Source organism: Arthrobacter gandavensis, from assembly GCF_039528575.1.
Taxonomy (GTDB): Bacteria; Actinomycetota; Actinomycetes; order Actinomycetales; family Micrococcaceae; genus Arthrobacter_B; species Arthrobacter_B citreus_B.
Genome location: NZ_BAAALV010000003.1, coordinates 151,580 through 170,488, shown reverse-complemented (window position 1 = coordinate 170,488; position 18,909 = coordinate 151,580). Strand labels below are relative to the sequence as shown.

Sequence of the window (18,909 nt, the reverse complement as noted above, 5' to 3'; positions counted from 1 at the left end):
AACGGGCAAATGCACCGTCACAGCTTTTAACTCTAACGCCTGCCCCGCACCCCCGGTTTCCACAGAAGCGCAAAACGCCCCGTTTCCTTCCATCCGGAAGAAAACGGGGCGCTGTGCTCAGGCGCTGTGCAGCCCTACTTTGCCGAGATCTGGCGAAGCACGTACTGCAGGATGCCGCCGTTGCGGTAGTAGTCGGCCTCACCCGGGGTATCGATGCGCAGGACCGCATCGAAGGTGATGGCCTCACCGTTCTCGGGCACCGCGGTGACCTTGACGGTCTTCGGGGTGGTGCCGTTGTTGAGCTCGGTAACGCCCTCAACCGAGAAGGTCTCGGTACCGGTCAGGCCCAGGGACTCAGCGTTGACGCCGGCCGGGTACTGCAGCGGAAGGACGCCCATGCCAATGAGGTTGGAGCGGTGGATGCGCTCGTAGCTCTCGGCGATGACTGCCTTGACGCCCAGCAGTGCGGTGCCCTTGGCAGCCCAGTCACGCGAGGAGCCCGAACCGTATTCCTTGCCGGCCAGGACAACCAGCGGAGTGCCTGCGGCCTGGTAGTTCATCGCGGCATCGTAAACAGCAGCCTGCGGTGCGTCGGCCTGGGTGAAGTCGCGGGTGAAGCCGCCTTCAACGCCGTCGAGCAGCTGGTTCTTGATGCGGATGTTGGCGAAGGTGCCGCGGATCATGACTTCGTGGTTTCCACGGCGGGAACCGTAGGAGTTGAAGTCCTTGCGGGCCACACCGTGCTCCAGCAGGTACTTGCCTGCGGGGGTGTCGGACTTGAAGGAACCGGCCGGGGAAATGTGGTCGGTGGTGACCGAGTCGCCCAGCTTCAGCAACACGCGGGCACCTTCGATGTTCTCGACGGGCTCGGGCTGTGCCTTCATGCCCTCGAAGTACGGGGGCTTCCGGACGTACGTGGACTCCGAATCCCATTCGAAGGTTGCGCCTTCGGGGGTGGGCAGGGACTTCCAGCGGTCGTCGCCTTCGAAGATGGTGCCGTAGCTGTCGGTGAACATCTTCTTGTCGATGGAGGCATCGATGATCTCCTGGACCTCGACCGGGTTCGGCCAGATGTCCTTCAGGAAGATGTCGTTGCCTTCGGCGTCCTGACCCAGGGCGTCGTTCTCGAAGTCGAAGTCCATGGAACCGGCCAGTGCGTAGGCCACTACCAGCGGCGGGGACGCCAGGTAGTTCATCTTCACGTCCGGGTTGATGCGGCCTTCGAAGTTGCGGTTGCCGGAGAGCACTGCGGTAACCGCAAGGTCGGCTTCGTTGATCGCCGTGGAGATTTCCTCTTCCAGCGGACCGGAGTTGCCGATGCAGGTGGCGCAGCCGTAGCCAACCACGAAGAAGCCGAGCTTCTCCAGGTACGGGATCAGGCCGGACTTCTCGTAGTAGTCGGTGACTACCTTGGAGCCCGGTGCGATCGAGGTCTTGACCCACGGCTGGGCGACGAGGCCCTTTTCGACGGCGTTGCGTGCCAGTACGGCAGCGGCCATCATCACCGAGGGGTTGGACGTGTTGGTGCAGGAGGTGATCGAGGCGATCGTCACGGCACCGTGGTCCAGCTCGAAGCTGCGGCCGTCCGGCATGGTGACGGGAACCTTGTTCACCGAACGCTCGGCGGGAGCATCGGATTCCTTGACCAGGTCGTGCTGGACGTCCTTGATCTTGGTGCTGCCCTCGGCGAAGGACGGAGCGTCCGAAGCGGGGAAGGTTTCTTCCAGCGCTTCATCCACGGTGCCGTTCTGGGCCTCTACGGTCTCGTGGACGTAGTTCTTCAGGTCGGCACGGAACTGCTGCTTGGCGTTCGTGAGCTCCACGCGGTCCTGCGGGCGCTTCGGGCCGGCGATCGAGGGAACCACGGTGGAGAGGTCCAGCTCGAGGTACTCGGAGTACTTGATTTCCTTCGAGGGATCGTGCCAGAGGCCCTGTTCCTTGGCGTAGGCCTCCACGAGGGCTACGTTTTCCTCGGAGCGGCCGGTAAGGCGCAGGTAGTCCAGGGTCACGTCGTCGATCGGGAAGATCGCGGCGGTGGAACCGAACTCCGGGCTCATGTTGCCGATGGTGGCGCGGTTGGCCAGCGGCACGGAGGCAACGCCCTCGCCGTAGAACTCCACGAACTTGCCGACGACGCCGTGCTTGCGCAGCATCTCGGTGATCGTCAGGACGACGTCCGTGGCGGTGGCGCCGGCCGGGATCTCACCGGTGAGCTTGAAGCCGACAACGCGCGGGATCAGCATGGAGACGGGCTGGCCGAGCATTGCTGCTTCGGCTTCGATGCCGCCAACGCCCCAGCCGAGCACACCCAGGCCGTTGACCATGGTGGTGTGGGAGTCGGTGCCGACGCAGGTGTCCGGGTAGGCACGCAGGACGCCGTCAACTTCACGGGTCATAACGGTGCGCGCCAGGTACTCGATGTTGACCTGGTGGACAATGCCCATTCCCGGGGGGACAACCTTGAAGTCATCGAATGCGGTCTGGCCCCAGCGCAGGAACTGGTAACGCTCACCGTTGCGCTGGTACTCGATTTCCATGTTGCGCTCGAGTGCGCCGGCGTTGCCGAAAGCATCGATCTGCACGGAGTGGTCAATGACCATTTCGGCCGGTGCCAGCGGGTTGACGCGCTTGGGGTCGCCGCCAAGGTCGGCCACTGCTTCACGCATGGTCGCCAGGTCAACGATGCAGGGAACACCGGTGAAGTCCTGCATGATCACGCGGGCAGGCGTGAACTGGATTTCGGTGCTGGGCTCTGCGTTTGCGTCCCACTTGGCCAGGGCACGGACGTGGTCCGCGGTGATGTTGGCACCATCTTCGGTGCGCAGCAGGTTCTCCAGCAGGACCTTGAGGCTGAACGGAAGGCTCTGGGCGCCTTCGACGGAATTCAGCCGGAAAATTTCATATTCGTTTCCGTTGACGTCAAGGACGCCTTTGGATCCGAAGCTGTCCACATTACTCATAACAGGACTCCTCTCGCCACCGTTTTATCTTTGTCCAGTGATCCGCCGCACGCTAGTTAGGATTTCCTAACCGGCACAGCTGTTGGGCCCGGCCGGGAAATGGTGGGTGATTTCCCGGGCTGGCTAGTCCCCCCTGCCGTGCAAACGTATGGCGGGAATCCCTTCGGCACGGAGCCGGACAACTGTTCCCATCCTAGCCGGATGCGCGTCCGCTGGACCGTTCACCGCGCCGGATACCGGTATATGGCCCGCCACACACCGGCCCGGCGGCTCGTGCAGGGGCAGCGCTACGGGCGGCGGAGGACGGCGAAGGACTCCATGTGGTGGGTATGGGGGTACAGGTCAAAGACGCGCAGCACGTCCAGCTCCCAGCCGGCTTCGCGGAACCAGGCCAGGTCCCTCGCGAAGGAAGCGGGGTCGCAGGACACATAGCCAACCGCACGCGGGGCGGCGGCGCTGATCTGGTCCACGACCACACGGCCCGCTCCGGTCCGCGGCGGGTCCAGGAGGACGGCGTCCAGGCGGCCTTCGTGGCTTCGCAGCACGCGGTCCACCCGGCCCTGGACAACCTCAACCTGGGGCAGGGCAAACAGGTTCTTGCGGGCATCGCGGCTGGTGCCGGGCGAACCTTCCACGGAGAGGACGTGCCCTTCGGTGCCGGCAGCTGCAGCGAGCGGTGCGGTGAACAGGCCGGCGCCGGCAAAGAGGTCGGCGGCCCGCTCACCCGGCTGGATATCGAGGCCCTGCAGGACTGCCTGCACGAGTGTTTCGGGGGCACTGCGGTGGATCTGCCAGAACCCTGCTCCGGTAACCCGGTACTCGTGTCCGGCGGCCTGTTCCCGGACCCAGGTCCGCCCGCGCAGCCGGGTTAGTTCATGGCTTTCGGGATCCCAGGCTGCCACCGAGACAGTCTCTCCGGCGCCGGGATCCGCGGCGGCACCAACTTCGGAGGCAATGCGGGCCAGCGTCCGCGGATGGGTTCCCTCAGAAGGAATGAGAAGAACCAGGGGCGGGCCCCCGGCAGCGGGTGCGGCAACCTCAACGCGTCCGGCTCCGGTGAAGTCCACATCCCAGAGCTTCAGTGCGTTGATCGCGGCGGAGGCCAGCGGCATTTCCTGGACCGGGATGAGGTCTTCGGAACGGTGCGGGTGCATGGCCAGGCGGCCCCCGGGAGCTACGGAGAAGCTGGCCCTGGTCCGCCATCCCAGGCCGTCAGGACTCTCATCCGCCGCCGCTTCAACGGTGACTTCACGGTCAACGCCGCCAAGGCGCCTGAGCTGCTCGGCAAAGATCCCGGCCTTCAACCGGCGCTGTTCGGCCAGTTCGATGTGTCCGAATTCGGCTCCCCCCACCGGTAGCCTGCCGCGGGATGCTGCCTTGAGCGCGTCTGCCGGCGCCCAGAAATGCGGCACCCGGGCGGCCGAGGGCTCCAGGACCTCGACGACGTCGGCACGCCAGAACTTTGCCTTCTCACCCGCATCGGTGAGCCTGGCCCGTACACGCTCCCCCGGCAGGCCGTGCCGGACGAAGACGACGCGGCCTTCGTGCCGGGCAACGAAGTGCCCTCCGTGGGCGGCCGGGCCGATGGTCAGTTCAAGATCGCTGGGAGGATTTGTGCCCTGCGGGGTTTCGGGGGTCATAGTGCGTTCGGACTTCCGTGTTGGAGCTAAAACACCATCACATCACGATTTCGCCGGTGCACCCGACTATGCTTTCCTTTGGCCCGGAGCGGGATACGGCAGCACGCGGGAAATCCCGGTAGAGAACATGAGGTAGGACACGGTGGCGCATTACGTGATCATGGGGTGCGGAAGGGTGGGAGCCATGCTGGCACACACCCTGGACAACGCCGGACATTCCGTGGCGGTCATAGACCAGGATCCGCGGGCTTTCCGTCGCCTGAGGCCTGCTTTTACCGGCACCCGGGTGACCGGCGTCGGATTTGACCGTGCCACTTTGGAACAGGCCGGAATCGAAGGCGCCTACGCTTTCGCCGCTGTTTCCAGCGGCGACAATTCAAACATTCTCTCGACCCGGGTGGCACGGGAAACCTTCCATGTGCCCCACGTCGTGGCACGGATCTATGATCCGGGGCGCGCCGAAATCTACCAGCGGCTGGGTATCCCCACCGTGGCGGCCGTGCGCTGGAGCGCTGACCAGGTTCTGCGCAGGATCCTGCCCGAACAAAGCATCAACGGCGACTTCCGGGAATCCTCCGGCAGGCTCATCCTGGGTGAACTGTCGCTGGACCCGTCGTGGCTGGGCCGCCCGCTGCACGAGGTGGAGGCCGCGGCCGGGGTACGGATTGCGTACCTGACCCGCTTCGGAGAAGGCGTGCTCCCCCGCGCCGACACGAGCTACCAGCAGGGTGACGTCCTGCACGCAATGATGCATGTTGAACGAACCGCGGAAATCAGCAGGGTCCTGTCTGCTCCGCCTGCAAAGGAGAACCCGTGAAGGTTGTAATTGCCGGAGCCGGCAGTGTGGGGTCCTCGATTGCCCGCGAGCTGCTGTCCCACGGACACGAGGTGCTCCTCATCGACGAGAAGCCCGAGACCGAGGCCCGGAGCGAACTTGCCGGCGCGGCGTGGCTGATCGGGGATGCCTGCGAACTGACCACCCTGAAGGATGCCAGGCTGGACGCCGCTGACGTGGTGGTCTCCGCCACTGGCGATGACAAGGTGAACCTGGTGGTCTCCCTGCTCGCGAAGACCGAGTTCGGAGTGGCCCGGACCGTGGGGCGCGTCAATAATCCAAAGAACGACTGGATGTTCGATGACTCCTGGGGTGTGGACGTCGCGGTCAACACCCCCCGCCTCATGACTGCCCTGGTGGAGGAAGCCGTGGAGGTCGGCGACCTTGTGCGTCTGCTGACCCTGCAGACAGGGGTGTCCTCGATGGTCGAATTCACCGTCCCGGCGGCCTCCCCGATGCTGGGAGCGCGCGTAGGTTCCGTTCCGTGGCCGCAGGATTCGACCCTGGTTGCGATCCTGCGCGACGATGCGCCCATCACTCCGAGCAGCGACGACGTCATAGAAGGCGGCGACGAACTGTTCTTCGTCACCACCATCGCTGCGGAGGACGAGCTGCGGGCCCTGCTGGCCCCGAAGGACTAGGGTTCGCGGACTGCTGCGGGACGGGAAACCATCCAGGCCAGCCAGAGTCCCAGCGCGTACAGCGGCACGCCCATGGCCAGCCTCATGGTGCCCAGGGCTGCAACATTGTCTGCCAGGTAGAGGGGCAGCTGCACCGCGAGCCGCAGCGCGAAGACAGAGATGATGATCCAGGTGGCCAGGGTATAGGCACGCAGCCGCTTAGGTTCGCTGCGCCAGGAGAGGTTCTCGCCGCGGATAAAGCCAAACAGCAGCCCTGCGACGGGCCATTTGACCGCCACGGAGACGGCAAAGGCCAGGATGTAGGCACCATTGAGGTAGAAACCCGGAAGGAAGAACTCGGTGCCGCTGCCGCTTCGGAGCGCGAATATTGCACAGATCGCAACACCGATGACGCCGGTCAGCGACTGCACCAGCGGCCGCTTCTGAATGAGGTTGGCGACGGCGAAGCCTCCGGCGGCCACCACGGCAGCTCCCAGGGACAGATAGAGGGCCGTGGTGATCGTGTAAATCAGCGTGAACAGCAGCCCGGGGAGGATCGCCTCCGCCAGTCCGCGCACACCGCCGACGGATTTCAGGACGTCGATCTGCCCGTCGTCGCCGCGTTCGACGCCGGAGCGGGCAGCATATTGTCCGGCCAGCTCGCTCATCGAAGGCTGGCCGTCGGGGCGGCCTTTGCCTTCGGGTTCTGGGCTGGTGCTCATAATTCGCCTTCCGGACGTCCAATGATTTCGTACCGCGGGTTGAAGATGGTGGGCTGGCCGCCAACACTGCTCACCATGCCCTCGAACGCCACCTGGGTTCCGGCAACTATTCCGGGGATGCGGCGCTGCCCAATCCAGATGAGCCGTACCCGCTGCCGGGTCTGCGCTGCGGCGGGATCCCGGTAGGCGCCCTGCAGGTCCGCCAGGACGGCGGTGAACCGGGGCGCGGAGTCTGCCGGAACCAGGGTGACCGATTCAACGTAGCCGCTGCTGTGAGCGCGGCCCCGGCCCGGCAGGTCGGCGATGCGCAGCCGGGCGGAAGCTCCGGCCGCCGGGGGCATCTGCTTAGCCAATGGTGGTGATTTCCGGTCCGCGCTGCGGCGGCTCCGGCTTGGCTGAGTCTTCACCGCGCTTGGGCAGCGGAGAAGCGTCACGGGGCAGGTTCAGCTGCAGCAGGTCGCGAGGGGGCAGCGGAGCGTCCCCGCGGACCACCACAACGTTGCGGAAGACTTCTTCCAGCGGACCGGCCGCATCGGGGTTCATGGCCGCCGGACCGCCGAACACGCCGCGCAGGAACCAGCGGGGACCGTCCACTCCTACGAACCGTGCCACACGGTAGCCCTTGGAACCGTCCTGTGCCTGCGCAGGCACACGCGCCAGCAGCTCGGTGCCCAGGCGTCCCTCAAGTTCGTCTGCGGTGCCGCCCTGGGAAGAAACCGATTTGACGATCTGCGCGCGGATTTCGTCCCAGAGGGTCTCCGACTTCGGTGCGGCGAAGGCCTGCAGCTGGAGGCTGGATCCGTCCATGTCCAGGGTGACGGCAACTACCCGTTTGGTCTTCTCTTCGACTTCCAGGCGCAGCGCCAGGCCCTGCGTGGCGGCAATGCGCAGCGCGCCAAGGTCCACGTAGCCTTCCTCCGAAGGCCGGTCGGCGACGTCGTACGGTCCCTGGGCGGGTCCCGCGGCGGCACCTGCAGCTTCATCTGCCGTGTCCTGTTCCTTGGGAACGTACCCGGATTCCGCCCGGTCTTTCCTGCGGCGTCCAAATGCCATCGCCTGGTCCTCTTTCCTTCTGTGGTGCCGGGCAAGTGAACCCGGGTTGTAGCGGCCTAGGCCGTTGCTGTGCCGAATCCGCCGGTGGAGCCGAATCCTCCGGCCCCGCGCACCGAGTCGGAGAGCTCAGCAACGGGTTCGAACTCAGCAGTCTCAACGCGCTGGATCACCATCTGCGCAATCCGGTCCCCGCGCTTGAGCCGAATGGGCTCGGCGGCGTCCGTGTTTAACAGTGTGACGGAAATTTCACCGCGGTAACCCGCGTCCACGGTACCGGGCGCGTTGACGATCGTGAGCCCGTGCTTCGTGGCGAGCCCGGAGCGCGGATGGATCAAGGCAACGTACCCGAAAGGCAGCGCGATGGAAACGCCGGTCGGCACCAGGGCCCGCTGGCCGGGTGCCAGTTCGACGTCGACGCGGGCACGCAGGTCTGCGCCCGCATCACCTGGGTGGGCGTAGGACGGCGCTTCGAGGCCGTCGTCGAGCATTTTCAGCTGGACTTTCACGCTGGGTCCTGCTTGCTGCACAGCTGTCTCCGGGATCTTTCTGGAACTGTTTCTTCAATGACTTACGGCAGCTGCGGCCAGAGACCGGCAGCGCCTTGTTTACTTTAGCGCGTAGTGCCAGCCCCGCGCCGTCCCGCCGCGCGGGCCGGGACTGCGCCGGTCAGGGCCAAAGGCAAGATGAAATGCCGGAACAAAGATGGAAAGCTAGGAGTATGTCAACGCCCGCTGCCCACAGCCCTGCCCAGACCGTGCTCTATTCGGAGAGGCTGCTGCCGGCATTCTGGATCTGGCTGGTTGTCGCCGGCCTGTCCGGGACCTTCGTCCTTGCGTTCATTCCCATCAGCCTGCTCGTGGGCATCCTGGTTGCCCTGGTGGCCGCGGTGGTCCTGACGGTACTGCTGCTGATATCCACACCGGTCATCCGGGTTACCGAGGAGACCGTGCAGGTGGGGCGCGCCCAGATTGAACGCAAGTGGATCGGCGCGGTGGAAGCCTACCGCGGTGAAGATGCAACCCAGCAGCGCGGGCCGGCATTGAACGGCACCGCGTACCTCTGCATCCGGGGCTGGATCAGCCCGGTCGTGAAGATGGAAATCACTGATCCCGCAGACCGCACCCCGTACTGGCTCACTTCCACCCGCCACCCGGAAAAGCTGGTGGCTGCCCTTCAGCCCGCAGGCAGCTAACCACCGCTGGCCCCGGCTTAGCCTTCGCAGTCGATGCAGTAATAAAGTCCGTCCTTCTCCTTGGCAATCTGCGAACGGTGCCGCACCAGGAAGCAGGAAGCACAGGTGAATTCGTCCTGCTGGGCGGGAAGCACCCGGACCATCAGTTCTTCGCCGGAAAGGTCTGCTCCCGGCAGTTCGAAGCTGTCCGCTGCCTCGGCTTCGTCTTCGTCCACCACGGCCGACTGCACGTTTGTCCGCCGTGTCTTCAGTTCTTCGATTGATTCTTCGCTGGCGTCCTCGTCGGCCTTGCGCGGCGCGTCGTAGTCTGTCGCCATAATTCACATCCCACCATCGGTGTCAGTACTTCACGGGTAAATCGAGGCACGTACTGCCGGTTCCGGGCGCCTGGCCTGAAACCGCAGCGCGGCTCGGAGTAGACAACGCCGCGGCCACTGCGTTTGTGCCCGCAGAAGAGAGATTTTTGTCCGCCCTGAACGAAATAGCCACGCCTCTGCCTCGGGGATCGTGTCCGCAGGGCAAGAATCATTGCCCGCCCAGGCCGTGGATCCGCGCCACACCGGGCTAAACGGTAGGAATTTGGGTGCCCGGATGGCATTGTTTCAAGAAGGAGTTGCTATCGATAGCGAGGATTTTTTCATGCAGGATCTACGGCTCGTGGGTGTCCATGAGGGCGGCGAACATCTGCTGCTGAGCGGACGGGGCGGCGAAACGTTCCGGCTCCGCATCGACGAAGCCCTGCGCGTTGCTGCTTCCCGCCCCGCACGGCGTGCGGGACAGGCAGCCGAGCCCGAGGCCGGACCCACAATGACTCCCCGTGATATCCAGGCCCGGATCCGGTCCGGTGCCAGCGCCGAGGAAGTCGCGGAGCTCTCCGGCCACGACCTCGCCCATATCCGCCGCTACGAAGGCCCGGTGCTGGCTGAACGCGAGTACATCGCGCGCCAGGCCCAGTCCGTTGAGGTGGAAGCGCCCATGAGCGCTGCGCAGGACAGCCACCGCTCAGCCTTTGGGGACTCTCCCGTCAACCTGGGCGACATGGTCAGCCACCGCCTCCGTGCCTTCGGCGTGGACCCCGAAACGGTGGTCTGGGACTCCTGGCGGCGCCCGGAGGGGTCCTGGGACGTAGTGGCCAGCTTCAGCCTGGGCGAGAACTCCCGGGTATCCGTGGGCGAGGAGCCTCCTGCCCGGTGGACTTACAGCCCGCTCCGCCGCCAGGTGACCAATGCCAACCGCTGGGCGCAGCTGCTCAGCGAACTCGCGCCGGTGGACTCCCCTGTCCCGGCACGCCGGCTGTCCGCAGTAGCCGACCGCGTCTTCGATTTCGAAACAGACACCGCCCCGGAGGAGCCCCTTCCCGTCTCGGACGAAGAGACAGATGAGCTGCTCAACGTCCTGCGTTCCCGTCGCGGGCAGCGCCTGGGCACAGATGAAGACGGCGACGACGCCCTGGCCGCCCTGCTCGCCAAGGGCAGTATTCCTGCAGCACACCCACGTGAAGGCCAGGCCGAACTTGAGGACGAGTCCGCGCACCGGCCGCGCACCGGCAAACTGAGCCTGGCGCCTGTGTTCCCGGGCGAACCGGAGGACACAGCAGAGCCCGAGGCGGAAGAGGGTCCTGCCGACCCGCTGCGCCTGGATGAGGGCGTAAGCACCTCGACGCGGGAAATCAGCATCCTTGCCCGGCCGCTTCGCGGATCGCGCGGTTCAGACACTCCGAAGGCCGCCGCTGAGCCCGAAGAGTCCGGAGAGACCCCGGAAGCCAAGGAACCGGTGACCGAACGCCGGATCAAGCCCAAGCGTTCCTCGGTGCCCAGCTGGGACGAAATCGTTTTTGGTACCAAGGGCGACTAGCCCGTTACGGCGGTCCGGGCGCGCCACGGACCGCCGCCGCGCAGGCTCTGCCTAGCTGCGGGCTATGTCCACGGCACAAATGTCCGGATCTTCGCCCGTTCCCGCATAGCGTGCAGCCTGCTGGGCGCCCATCCGGCGCATATAGTGGCGCCGGCAGAGCGTTTCGTATCCCACAACAGGCGGTGCTCCGGCTTCCTCCGGCTCAAAGAGCGCCTCCGGACCAGGGTCCGCTGACCGCTTGTCAACGTCACCCACCACAACCTGGTCACCGGTTACTACCATGACTCCATCCACGGTGCGGGCGTTGTGGGTGGCCCGGCGTCCGCACCAGCACAGCGCACGGACCTGCAGTACTTCGATGCGGTCGGCCAGTTCGATCAGGCGCCGGGACCCCGGGAACAGCCGGGTGCGGAAATCCGTGGCAATGCCAAAGGCGAACACATCGATTTCCATCTCGTCCACAATCCGGGCGAGCTGTTCGATCTGTTCCTCGCTGTAGAACTGCGCTTCATCGCAGATGAGGTAGTCCACCCGGTCCCCCGCACTGCGGGTCCGGATTACCTCGTCCCAGAAATCCGTGTGGTCCTTCACCTCAACGGCCCGGGTCTTCAGCCCCAGCCTGCTGGAGATCATCGCGTTTCCGGCGCGGTCGTTGCGGCTGAAGAGTATTCCCCCGCGTCCGCGGGCGCTGTGGTTGTAGTCCATCTGCAGCGCCAGGGTGGACTTGCCGCAATCCATGGTCCCGGAGAAGAAAACGAGTTCAGCCATAACCTACTTCCGCCCGCCCTTGGCCGGCCGGGCCAGCGTCAGCAGCGGGACTTCGCGCTCGGCGCGGGTCAGCGAGCCATGCTGGCCCACCATTTGCAGTGCCGACGGGCTGGCCCGCCGGGCATCGAAGAGTGCAATCGGTTCGCGGGCAGCAATCAGCAGGTCCCCAATGCGGGGCAGGATCTCCTCCCGGACGGGTCCGAACAGGCCTTGGGCAACTGCCTGGTCCCGGGTGAGTATCCAGGCCTTGGAGCCCAGGGCCTGCCGCCAGGAACCGGCGAGCCGTTCCAGGGTTCCGACCGGGGCATCCGGTTCCAGGTAAAGCTGCACCATGCGCGGATCTCCGGCCGTGTGGCGTACCCCGTCAACCAGGGCAGGGTTGGCAGAGTAGTCGATCCGGTCAGCCGGAGCGGTGTCTACCATGCCGTGGTCCGCAGTCAGGAGAACCAGGGTGTCCGGGGGCAGCTTGGCCGTGAACCGCTTCAGGGCGGAATCCAGTTCCTCCAGGGACCCACCCCATTCAGGGGACTGGGCACCATAGCGGTGTCCGGTCTTGTCCAGCTCGTTGAAGTAGAAGTACATCAGCATGCGCTTCTCGGCCGCCAGTGCCCCCGAAGCGGCCTCAACGCGCGCGTGGATGCCGGTGCCCGAGGCGTGGCTGCCGCCGCGCAGGGCAGCCCGGGTCATGGCGGAATCAGCGAACCTTGGCAGGCTGACGGTCGTAACGGGAAGATGTTCGGATGCCTGTTCCAGGACAGTCGGGAAAGGCTGCCAGCGGCGCGGGTCCACTCCCGGGTCCCAGTTGCCCAGCATGTTCACCACTTTGTCCTGGGCAGGATCAAGGACGTCGTAGCCCACCATGCCGTGCTGTCCCGGGGGAAGGCCGGTGCCCAGCGACGCGAGGGACGCCGCCGTCGTGGTGGGAAAGGCCGCGGTGAGCGTGCGTCCGCCTTCCAGCATTGACCGCAGGAACGGCGCGTGTCCGGAACGCTGTTTGAGCAGGCTCCGGCCCAGTCCGTCCACCATCACCACGCAGACCCGCTTCGCGGCGGGCAGTCCAAGGGTGTTGGTGAAACCGGGAACCTTCAGGACCGCTGCGGCACTAGTGAGGACTTCCGCTACGGAACTGCGGCCGTAACCGGGCGCCTGCGGGAGGGGGTCAGCGGCGGGTGCTGCGTCCATGCCCCTTACCGCTGGTGGTGGCCGCGGTTGAAACGGCTGCCAATTCCCGGCATCCGCTGCCGGTCGAGGGCCGGCTCCATGGCACGGACATTCATGGTGTCGGTGTTGACTTTGCGCAGGGCACGGGCGAAGGCCTTTGCGTTCTGCACGGCCTGGATTCCGTCGGCTTCCGCAGACACGCGCAGGACGATATCTTCCTGGGCGATGGTTCCGGTATAGCCGTGATCGGCTTCGCACTGCGGATCGGCACAGCCGGCGGGGCCCATGTCCAGGCGCTGCCCGCCGGACCATGCGATTGCCAGGGTAAGTTCACGGGCCTGGTCGGACGGCTTGTAGTTCTGCGGCTGGGAGTACATGTAGCCAAGCACCACGGAGCGGATCTGGGTCACCGGGACCGACTCGGTGGAAACCTGCGCCATCATTTGCTCACCGGCTTCATCCAGCTGCTGGTCGTCCACATGGGTGATCACCAGCATGTCCTCGGTCAGCACCAGGACGGTTATGTGGCGGTGCACTTCGGTCCGGTCGAAATGCGTTTCAAGATGGATCAGGTGGGAGAGGGGCTCACGCCCGTCCAGGGCGTCATGCACAACGTCTGCCAGCAGCGTGGGGTAGAAGCCAGCGCGCTCGATGGAGGCGTCAAGGCTGCGGCGTTCAGCGGAAAGTAGCGGCGACATAAAACCAGTTTCCCCCAGATGCGCCCTGAGCACCTAAAAAGGCGCGCTGAGTGTGCACAACTGTCTGGTCTGCAGCCGGGTTAATCGCGGAGGGCGCGGCGGGCACTGTCGGTGCGCTGCTGCGGGTTGCCCAGCCGGATATCCGCGCTCAGGACCGTGACGCCCTGTACCGAAACCAGCACCGGATTAATCTCCAGCAGTGCAATCTCGGGGTGTTCATCCTTCAGCAGCGCCACCCTGGCTATGAGGTCTTCAAGGGCGGCGACGTCAACCTTGGGCAGCCCCTGGTAGCCGAAGAGCCGCCGGGAGGTTCGCGGCGTGCGCACAAGGTCCGCAACGTCCACGCTCGTCAGCGGCGGAATGCCATGGGCCCAGTCATCGAGCAGGTTCACGGCGTCCCCGGCGATCCCGAAGGAGAGGACCGGACCAAGCAGCGGGTCCTCAATGGCCCGCAGCACACATCCCTGGCCCGACGGCGCCATTGACTGCACCTCGAGTTCGAAGCGGCCGTACGGTTCCAGGGCGGAACGCATCTCGGAAATATTGCTCCGCAGTGACTGCTCAGAGGAGATGTTCAGCCGCACTCCGCCCAGGTCCAGTCGGTGCCGCAGGTGCTCATCCATGGTTTTCAGCACTACCGGCCAGCCAAGCTGGTCGGCGGCCTGGACGGCCTCATCCTCCGTGCGGAAGGGCAGGGAAGGCAGGACGCTGATCCCGTAGAAGCCCAGCAGCCGGGACGTTTCGGCCGGGCCCAGGCGCAAGAGGTCGGTGTTGGCCACCCGCGCCATCTGTTCGTCGATGAAGGCCTGCGCGGCCTCGGTGTCCACACCGGCCGGCTCCGTGTAGTGGCCGTGTTCCCGCCCTGCCCATTCGCTGTAGCGGACCAGCGCCGAAAGTGCGCTGACCGCTGCGCCCGGGCTGGCGAAGCAGGGAAGGCCTGCCGGGAGTACTGCCGGCTCCGGGACCTGTGCATCATCCGTCGACGCGGCCGGCGGGACCTGTTCACGGGCGGCGAGTACGCCTTCGGTGAGCTGGCTGGGATCCATGATTCCGGTAAAGACCGCTACCACGGGCTTTCCGGCTTCGAGCGCACAGTCCAGCAGGGTTTCGGCAACCGCATCATTGTCCAGCCCCGGCGCCGGCAGCAGCGTCACCACGGCGCTGTGCACGGCTTCATCCGCCAGGGCTTTCGCCACGGCCTCACGCAGTGCAGGCAGGGCAACGCTCTGGCCGCGGTCCAGGTCCAGGTCGGTGCGCAGGTGCACGGCGTCCAGGTCCAGCGGAACAGCGGCATCGGCGAGCACCCGTCCAAGTGCGGCGGAGTTGCTCAGCACTGCCAGCCCCCTGCCCTGGGGCAGCGGCTGGCTGCAGGCAATCTGGGCTACGTCCATGAGCTGCTCATTCGTGGCCACCCGGATCACGCCGGACTGGCGAAGCATTGCGTCCAGCGCTCCCTGCGGCGCCTGGGTAAGGCGTACCGAGTGCCCCGGTGGAAGCTGAAGCCCGGTGACATCCGATTTGGCTACGATGACCGGTTTGCCGGAGGCCAGGCGGCGGGCGATGCGTGAGAACTTGCGGGGGTTGCCCACTGACTCCAGGTACAGGCCCACCACCTTGGTGCCGGCGTCGTCTTCCCAGTACTGCATGACGTCGTTGCCGGAGACATCCGCCCGGTTGCCCGCGGAAATGGTGGAGGACAGTCCCAGTCGCCGGCGCTGGGCAGCAGCGTAAAGGAGGACGCCGATCGCAGCGGACTGGCTGAACAGGCCCAGTCCCCCGCGGCGCGGCAGGGCCGGGGCCATGGAGGCATTCAGCGAAACTTCGGGACGGGTGTTGATCAGGCCCAGCGACGCCGGTCCCACTACCCGCATGCCGTTGGCCCGGGCGTAGCGCACCAGGCGGCGCTGGCGCGCCAGTCCCGCTTCGCCGTCGTCGAATCCCGCACTGACCACCAGGAGGTGTTTCACTCCCGCGGCGGCGCATTCTTCGGCCACGCACTGGACCTGGTCATACGGGACGGCAATGACGGCCAGGGAGACCGGCTCGGGAATCTCGGAGATCTTGCCGTAGGAAACCATCCCGGCGAGTTCGAAGGCTTCCGGATTGACGGCATACACACTCCCGGTGAATCCGCCTTCGACGATGTGTTCCATCAGCTGGTAGCCAACGCTGCCCCATTCGCGGCTGGCACCGATTACGGCGATGGACGACGGCGCCAGGAGGTCCGCGACGCTGCGCGCCTCAGCGCGGTGTTCCCGGGCTTCCATGACGGCCCGGGACTTTTCCGTCGGGTCGATGTCGAAGTCCAGGGCGATCACGCCGTCGTCGAACGCCCGGCGGACCTCATAGCCGGCGTCCGCGAACACACTGAGCATCTTGCGGTTTTCCGGCAGCACCTCTGCGCTGAAGCGGCGGATCCCGTTCTCCCGCGCTGCGGCGGCCAGGTGTTCCAGGAGGATGGAGCCGATGCCCCGTCCCTGGTGTTCATCGGAAATGTTGAAGGCCACTTCCGCCTCGGCGGGATCATCCAGACGGTCATAGCGGCCAATTCCCACGATCTCGGATCCGAGTGTGATGACAAACGCAACCCTGTCCCGGTAATCCACGTTGGTAAAGCGCTTCAGCTCGCGGCCGCTCAGTTTAGCCTTGTAAGTGAAGAAACGCAGATAAATGGAGCTTTGGGACTGCCGCATGTGGAACGCCTGCAGCGCCTCGGCATCCGCCGGGGAAACAGGCCTCAGGTGTCCTGTACGCCCGTCCCGCAAAACGACATCAGCTTCCCAATATTCGGGGTATTGTCCCTGCTCCGCCATAGACTCAGACTAGTGGGCATTTTTTAGAACCCGCCACTGAACCTCCACAACGCACCGAAACCGACCAGTCAACACCAACCTCAAGGACGCAAGAACTACATGGCCCGGCGCTCCGCCTCCGCACCCACTCCCGGCGAACCCATCGCTGAGAACATCATCGACATTGATGTCACCACCGAGATGGAGGGGTCCTTCCTCGAGTACGCCTACTCGGTGATTTACTCGCGTGCCCTGCCGGACGCACGTGACGGCCTGAAGCCCGTGCAGCGGCGCATCCTGTACATGATGGCCGAGATGGGCCTGCGCCCTGACCGCGGACACGTCAAGAGCGCACGCGTGGTCGGCGAGGTGATGGGCAAGCTGCACCCGCACGGCGACTCGGCCATTTATGACGCCATGGTCCGCATGGCACAGGACTGGGCGCTGCGCCTGCCGCTGATCGACGGCCACGGCAACTTCGGTTCGCTTGACGACGGCCCCGCCGCTTCGCGCTACACCGAAGCCCGGCTCGCTGCTGCCGCCCTGACCCTCACGGACCACCTCGACGAAGACGTCGTGGACTTTGTCCCGAACTACGACAACCAGCTGATGCAGCCTGAGGTACTCCCGGCCGCGTTCCCCAACCTGCTGGTCAACGGTGCCTCCGGCATCGCCGTCGGCATGGCCACCAACATGGCACCGCACAACCTGGGCGAAGTCATCGCGGCCGCCCAGCACCTGATCCGTCATCCCGAGGCAACCCTGGATGACCTGATGCGCTTTGTACCGGGCCCGGACCTGCCCTCCGGCGGCCGCATCGTGGGCCTGGACGGCATCCGTGACGCCTACGCAACCGGGCGCGGCTCGTTCAAGACCCGCGCCAAGGTGGAGGTGGAGCAGCTCACTGCCCGCCGGACCGGACTGGTGGTCACCGAACTGCCGTACATGGTGGGCCCGGAAAAGGTGATCGAAAAGATCAAGGACGCGGTCACCTCCAAGAAACTGCAGGGCATCTCGGATGTCGTGGACCTCACGGACCGCCAAAACGGCCTCCGCCTGGTTATTGAGCTGAAGAACGGGTTCAACCCCAAAGCCGTCCTTGCCCAGCTCTACCGCTACACCCCGATGGAAGATTCCTTCGGCATCAACAACGTTTCCCTGGTGGACGGCCAGCCGCGCACCCTTGGCCTGGTGGAACTGCTGCAGGTCTACGCGTCCCACCGCCTGGGAGTGGTGCGGCGGCGCACCGCCTACCGCCTGGGCCGCAAGAAGGACCGGCTCCACCTGGTTGAGGGCCTGCTGATCGCGATCGTGGACATTGACGAGGTCATCCAGGTCATCCGCTCCTCGGAAGAGACTGCAGAGGCGCGCACGCGCCTGATGTCCATCTACGACCTCACTGAGATCCAGGCCAACCACATTCTGGAACTACGGCTGCGCCAGCTCACCAAGTACTCACGGCTGGAACTCGAGAAGGAGCAGGAGGAACTGCGCGCCGCAATCGAGGAGCTGCAGGCCATCCTGGATTCCGAGGAACGGCTGCGCGAACTGGTATGCGAGGAGCTCGGCGACGTGGCGGCCAGGTATGCCACCCCGCGCCGCACAGTGCTCCTGGAGTCCGAGGCGGTGGCGCCGATGGCCTCCGAGGCAGTGGCGGTAAAGGCGGGCAAGGGAGCGAAAGCCGTTCTTCCGCTCCAGATCCCCGACGATCCCTGCTGGGTAGTCCTTTCGGCCTCCGGCCAGCTGGCACGGACCTCCAACCAGGAGCCGCTGGTGGAAGGCGGGCAACGGACCCGCCACGACGTTTTCCGCAGCGTGGTGGCCACCACCGCACGCGGTGAGATCGGAGCGGTCACGTCCTCCGGCCGAATGATCCGCGTCCAGGTGATGGACATGCCGGCGCTTCCCCCGACCAACGGCCTGCCCAACCTTGCCGGCGGGGTGGCTGCCAAGGACTTCATGACCCTGACGAAGGGCGAGAAGCTTATCGGCCTGGTGCCGCTGAACGCCGTGCTGGCCCTTGGCACCCGAAACGGCGTAGTGAAGCGCGTGAACCCGGAATACCCGCTGAACCGGGACGACTGGGAAGCGATCACGCTCAAGCCGCGCGACGAGGTCATCGGTGCCGCCGTGGCCGCGAAGGACGACGACGAACTCGTCTTCGCGACCAGGGGTGCCCAGCTGCTTCGCTTCCCGGCCTCCGCAGTGCGTCCGCAGGGGCGGACCGCCGGCGGTGTGGCAGGCATGAAGCTTGGCGAGGGTGATGAAGCGATCTTCTTCGGTGTGGTCGCTGCGGGCGACCCGGACGCCGTCGTGGTCACCGTCGCTTCCGGCAGCGAGACGCTTCCCGGGACACCCGGCGGATCCGTTAAGGTGACGGACTTTGCCGAATACCCGGCCAAGGGACGCGCCACTGCGGGCGTGCGGGCGCACCGGTTCCTGAAGGGCGAAGACGCACTGGTAGCCGCTTGGGCCGGGCACGGCCCCGCCAAGGCCGCAGCCGCGAACGGCGTGGCCCGGGCGTTGCCCACTGAACACGGCCGCCGGGACGGCTCCGGCGTTCCGCTAGCCAGCCCGGTGGAGCACATCGGCCCCAGCCTGACTGCTCCCTAGA

The 18,909-nt window shown here is 65.6% G+C and carries 16 protein-coding genes; 5 read left to right on the top strand and 11 right to left on the bottom strand.

Annotation, left to right across the window (positions count from 1 at the left end; genetic code table 11):
* Nucleotides 1–134 precede the first annotated feature (134 nt).
* Nucleotides 135–2,960, bottom strand: coding sequence for an aconitate hydratase (locus ABFX29_RS11030; protein ID WP_152229106.1), 2,826 nt, complete (start codon nt 2,958–2,960; stop codon nt 135–137).
* A 287-nt stretch (nt 2,961–3,247) separates the two neighbouring features.
* Nucleotides 3,248–4,600 carry a class I SAM-dependent RNA methyltransferase gene (locus tag ABFX29_RS11025; RefSeq protein ID WP_152229107.1) on the bottom strand — a complete coding sequence of 451 codons (1,353 nt, stop codon included), beginning with the start codon at nt 4,598–4,600 and terminating at the stop codon, nt 3,248–3,250.
* 142 nt (nt 4,601–4,742) lie between these two features.
* On the opposite strand from ABFX29_RS11025, the gene ABFX29_RS11020 reads away from it, so the two are divergent.
* Complete coding sequence (locus tag ABFX29_RS11020) at nt 4,743–5,417, top strand: potassium channel family protein (RefSeq protein WP_152229108.1); 675 nt, start codon at nt 4,743–4,745, stop codon at nt 5,415–5,417.
* Nucleotides 5,414–6,076 carry a potassium channel family protein gene (locus tag ABFX29_RS11015; RefSeq protein ID WP_152229109.1) on the top strand — a complete coding sequence of 221 codons (663 nt, stop codon included), beginning with the start codon at nt 5,414–5,416 and terminating at the stop codon, nt 6,074–6,076. Before ABFX29_RS11020 ends, ABFX29_RS11015 begins: the two co-directional genes overlap by 4 nt.
* On the opposite strand, the gene ABFX29_RS11010 is transcribed toward ABFX29_RS11015, so the two are convergent.
* From ABFX29_RS11010 to dut, 4 genes are read right to left on the bottom strand one after another with little or no spacing between them, the layout of a single operon-like run.
* A complete protein-coding gene (locus ABFX29_RS11010) occupies nt 6,073–6,777 on the bottom strand; it encodes a DUF3159 domain-containing protein (protein ID WP_246167680.1) in 705 nt (234 codons plus the stop codon). The genes ABFX29_RS11015 and ABFX29_RS11010 overlap by 4 nt on opposite strands.
* Nucleotides 6,774–7,130, bottom strand: a complete 357-nt coding sequence (locus tag ABFX29_RS11005; RefSeq protein ID WP_246167681.1) for a single stranded DNA-binding domain-containing protein — start codon at nt 7,128–7,130, stop codon at nt 6,774–6,776. Before ABFX29_RS11005 ends, ABFX29_RS11010 begins: the two co-directional genes overlap by 4 nt.
* Nucleotides 7,123–7,830 (bottom strand): DUF3710 domain-containing protein, encoded by a 708-nt coding sequence (locus ABFX29_RS11000; protein ID WP_152229110.1) that lies wholly within the window; start codon nt 7,828–7,830, stop codon nt 7,123–7,125. The genes ABFX29_RS11005 and ABFX29_RS11000 overlap by 8 nt, the downstream gene beginning before the upstream one ends.
* Before the next feature lie 56 nt (nt 7,831–7,886).
* A complete protein-coding gene (dut, locus tag ABFX29_RS10995) occupies nt 7,887–8,372 on the bottom strand; it encodes a dUTP diphosphatase (protein WP_246167701.1) in 486 nt (161 codons plus the stop codon).
* A 176-nt stretch (nt 8,373–8,548) separates the two neighbouring features.
* Between dut and ABFX29_RS10990 the strand changes: the two genes are divergently transcribed.
* The gene (locus ABFX29_RS10990; RefSeq protein WP_152229112.1) at nt 8,549–9,022 is read left to right on the top strand and encodes a DUF3093 domain-containing protein; all 474 of its coding nucleotides are present in this window, start codon (nt 8,549–8,551) and stop codon (nt 9,020–9,022) included.
* A gap of 17 nt (nt 9,023–9,039) precedes the next feature.
* On the opposite strand, the gene ABFX29_RS10985 is transcribed toward ABFX29_RS10990, so the two are convergent.
* Nucleotides 9,040–9,339 carry a DUF4193 domain-containing protein gene (locus tag ABFX29_RS10985; RefSeq protein WP_152229113.1) on the bottom strand — a complete coding sequence of 100 codons (300 nt, stop codon included), beginning with the start codon at nt 9,337–9,339 and terminating at the stop codon, nt 9,040–9,042.
* A gap of 322 nt (nt 9,340–9,661) precedes the next feature.
* Here ABFX29_RS10985 and sepH point away from each other — a divergent pair, with 322 nt between their 5' ends.
* A complete protein-coding gene (sepH, locus tag ABFX29_RS10980) occupies nt 9,662–10,876 on the top strand; it encodes a septation protein SepH (protein ID WP_152229114.1) in 1,215 nt (404 codons plus the stop codon).
* 51 nt (nt 10,877–10,927) lie between these two features.
* Here the strand turns inward: sepH and ABFX29_RS10975 are convergent, their stop codons facing one another.
* The 4 genes from ABFX29_RS10975 to ABFX29_RS10960 form a co-directional block, all read right to left on the bottom strand.
* Nucleotides 10,928–11,644: a thymidine kinase gene (locus tag ABFX29_RS10975; protein WP_152229115.1), complete on the bottom strand. Its 717-nt coding sequence runs from the start codon at nt 11,642–11,644 to the stop codon at nt 10,928–10,930.
* A 3-nt stretch (nt 11,645–11,647) separates the two neighbouring features.
* On the bottom strand, nt 11,648–12,826 hold the full coding sequence (locus tag ABFX29_RS10970) for an alkaline phosphatase family protein (protein ID WP_152229116.1): 1,179 nt from the start codon (nt 12,824–12,826) through the stop codon (nt 11,648–11,650).
* Nucleotides 12,827–12,831: 5 nt separating this feature from the next.
* Nucleotides 12,832–13,503 carry a DUF5998 family protein gene (locus ABFX29_RS10965; RefSeq protein ID WP_152229117.1) on the bottom strand — a complete coding sequence of 224 codons (672 nt, stop codon included), beginning with the start codon at nt 13,501–13,503 and terminating at the stop codon, nt 12,832–12,834.
* Between the two features lie 80 nt (nt 13,504–13,583).
* Nucleotides 13,584–16,316, bottom strand: a complete 2,733-nt coding sequence (locus tag ABFX29_RS10960) for a bifunctional acetate--CoA ligase family protein/GNAT family N-acetyltransferase (RefSeq protein WP_152229118.1) — start codon at nt 16,314–16,316, stop codon at nt 13,584–13,586.
* A 99-nt stretch (nt 16,317–16,415) separates the two neighbouring features.
* Here ABFX29_RS10960 and ABFX29_RS10955 point away from each other — a divergent pair, with 99 nt between their 5' ends.
* The gene (locus ABFX29_RS10955) at nt 16,416–18,908 is read left to right on the top strand and encodes a DNA gyrase/topoisomerase IV subunit A (RefSeq protein WP_152229119.1); all 2,493 of its coding nucleotides are present in this window, start codon (nt 16,416–16,418) and stop codon (nt 18,906–18,908) included.
* Nucleotide 18,909: the final 1 nt, after the last annotated feature.

Excerpts from the sequence above, each read along its gene's own strand:
- ABFX29_RS11025 (WP_152229107.1), bottom strand. The coding sequence starts at position 4,600 with ATGACCCCCGAAACCCCGCAGGGCACAAATCCTCCCAGCGATCTTGAA.
- ABFX29_RS11010 (WP_246167680.1), bottom strand. The coding sequence starts at position 6,777 with ATGAGCACCAGCCCAGAACCCGAAGGCAAAGGCCGCCCCGACGGCCAG.
- ABFX29_RS10965 (WP_152229117.1), bottom strand. The coding sequence starts at position 13,503 with ATGTCGCCGCTACTTTCCGCTGAACGCCGCAGCCTTGACGCCTCCATC.
- ABFX29_RS10975 (WP_152229115.1), bottom strand. The coding sequence starts at position 11,644 with ATGGCTGAACTCGTTTTCTTCTCCGGGACCATGGATTGCGGCAAGTCC.
- ABFX29_RS10960 (WP_152229118.1), bottom strand. The coding sequence starts at position 16,316 with ATGGCGGAGCAGGGACAATACCCCGAATATTGGGAAGCTGATGTCGTT.
- ABFX29_RS10955 (WP_152229119.1), top strand. The coding sequence starts at position 16,416 with ATGGCCCGGCGCTCCGCCTCCGCACCCACTCCCGGCGAACCCATCGCT.
- sepH (WP_152229114.1), top strand. The coding sequence starts at position 9,662 with ATGCAGGATCTACGGCTCGTGGGTGTCCATGAGGGCGGCGAACATCTG.
- ABFX29_RS10990 (WP_152229112.1), top strand. The coding sequence starts at position 8,549 with ATGTCAACGCCCGCTGCCCACAGCCCTGCCCAGACCGTGCTCTATTCG.
- ABFX29_RS11030 (WP_152229106.1), bottom strand. The coding sequence starts at position 2,960 with ATGAGTAATGTGGACAGCTTCGGATCCAAAGGCGTCCTTGACGTCAAC.
- ABFX29_RS10985 (WP_152229113.1), bottom strand. The coding sequence starts at position 9,339 with ATGGCGACAGACTACGACGCGCCGCGCAAGGCCGACGAGGACGCCAGC.
- ABFX29_RS10970 (WP_152229116.1), bottom strand. The coding sequence starts at position 12,826 with ATGGACGCAGCACCCGCCGCTGACCCCCTCCCGCAGGCGCCCGGTTAC.
- ABFX29_RS11000 (WP_152229110.1), bottom strand. The coding sequence starts at position 7,830 with ATGGCATTTGGACGCCGCAGGAAAGACCGGGCGGAATCCGGGTACGTT.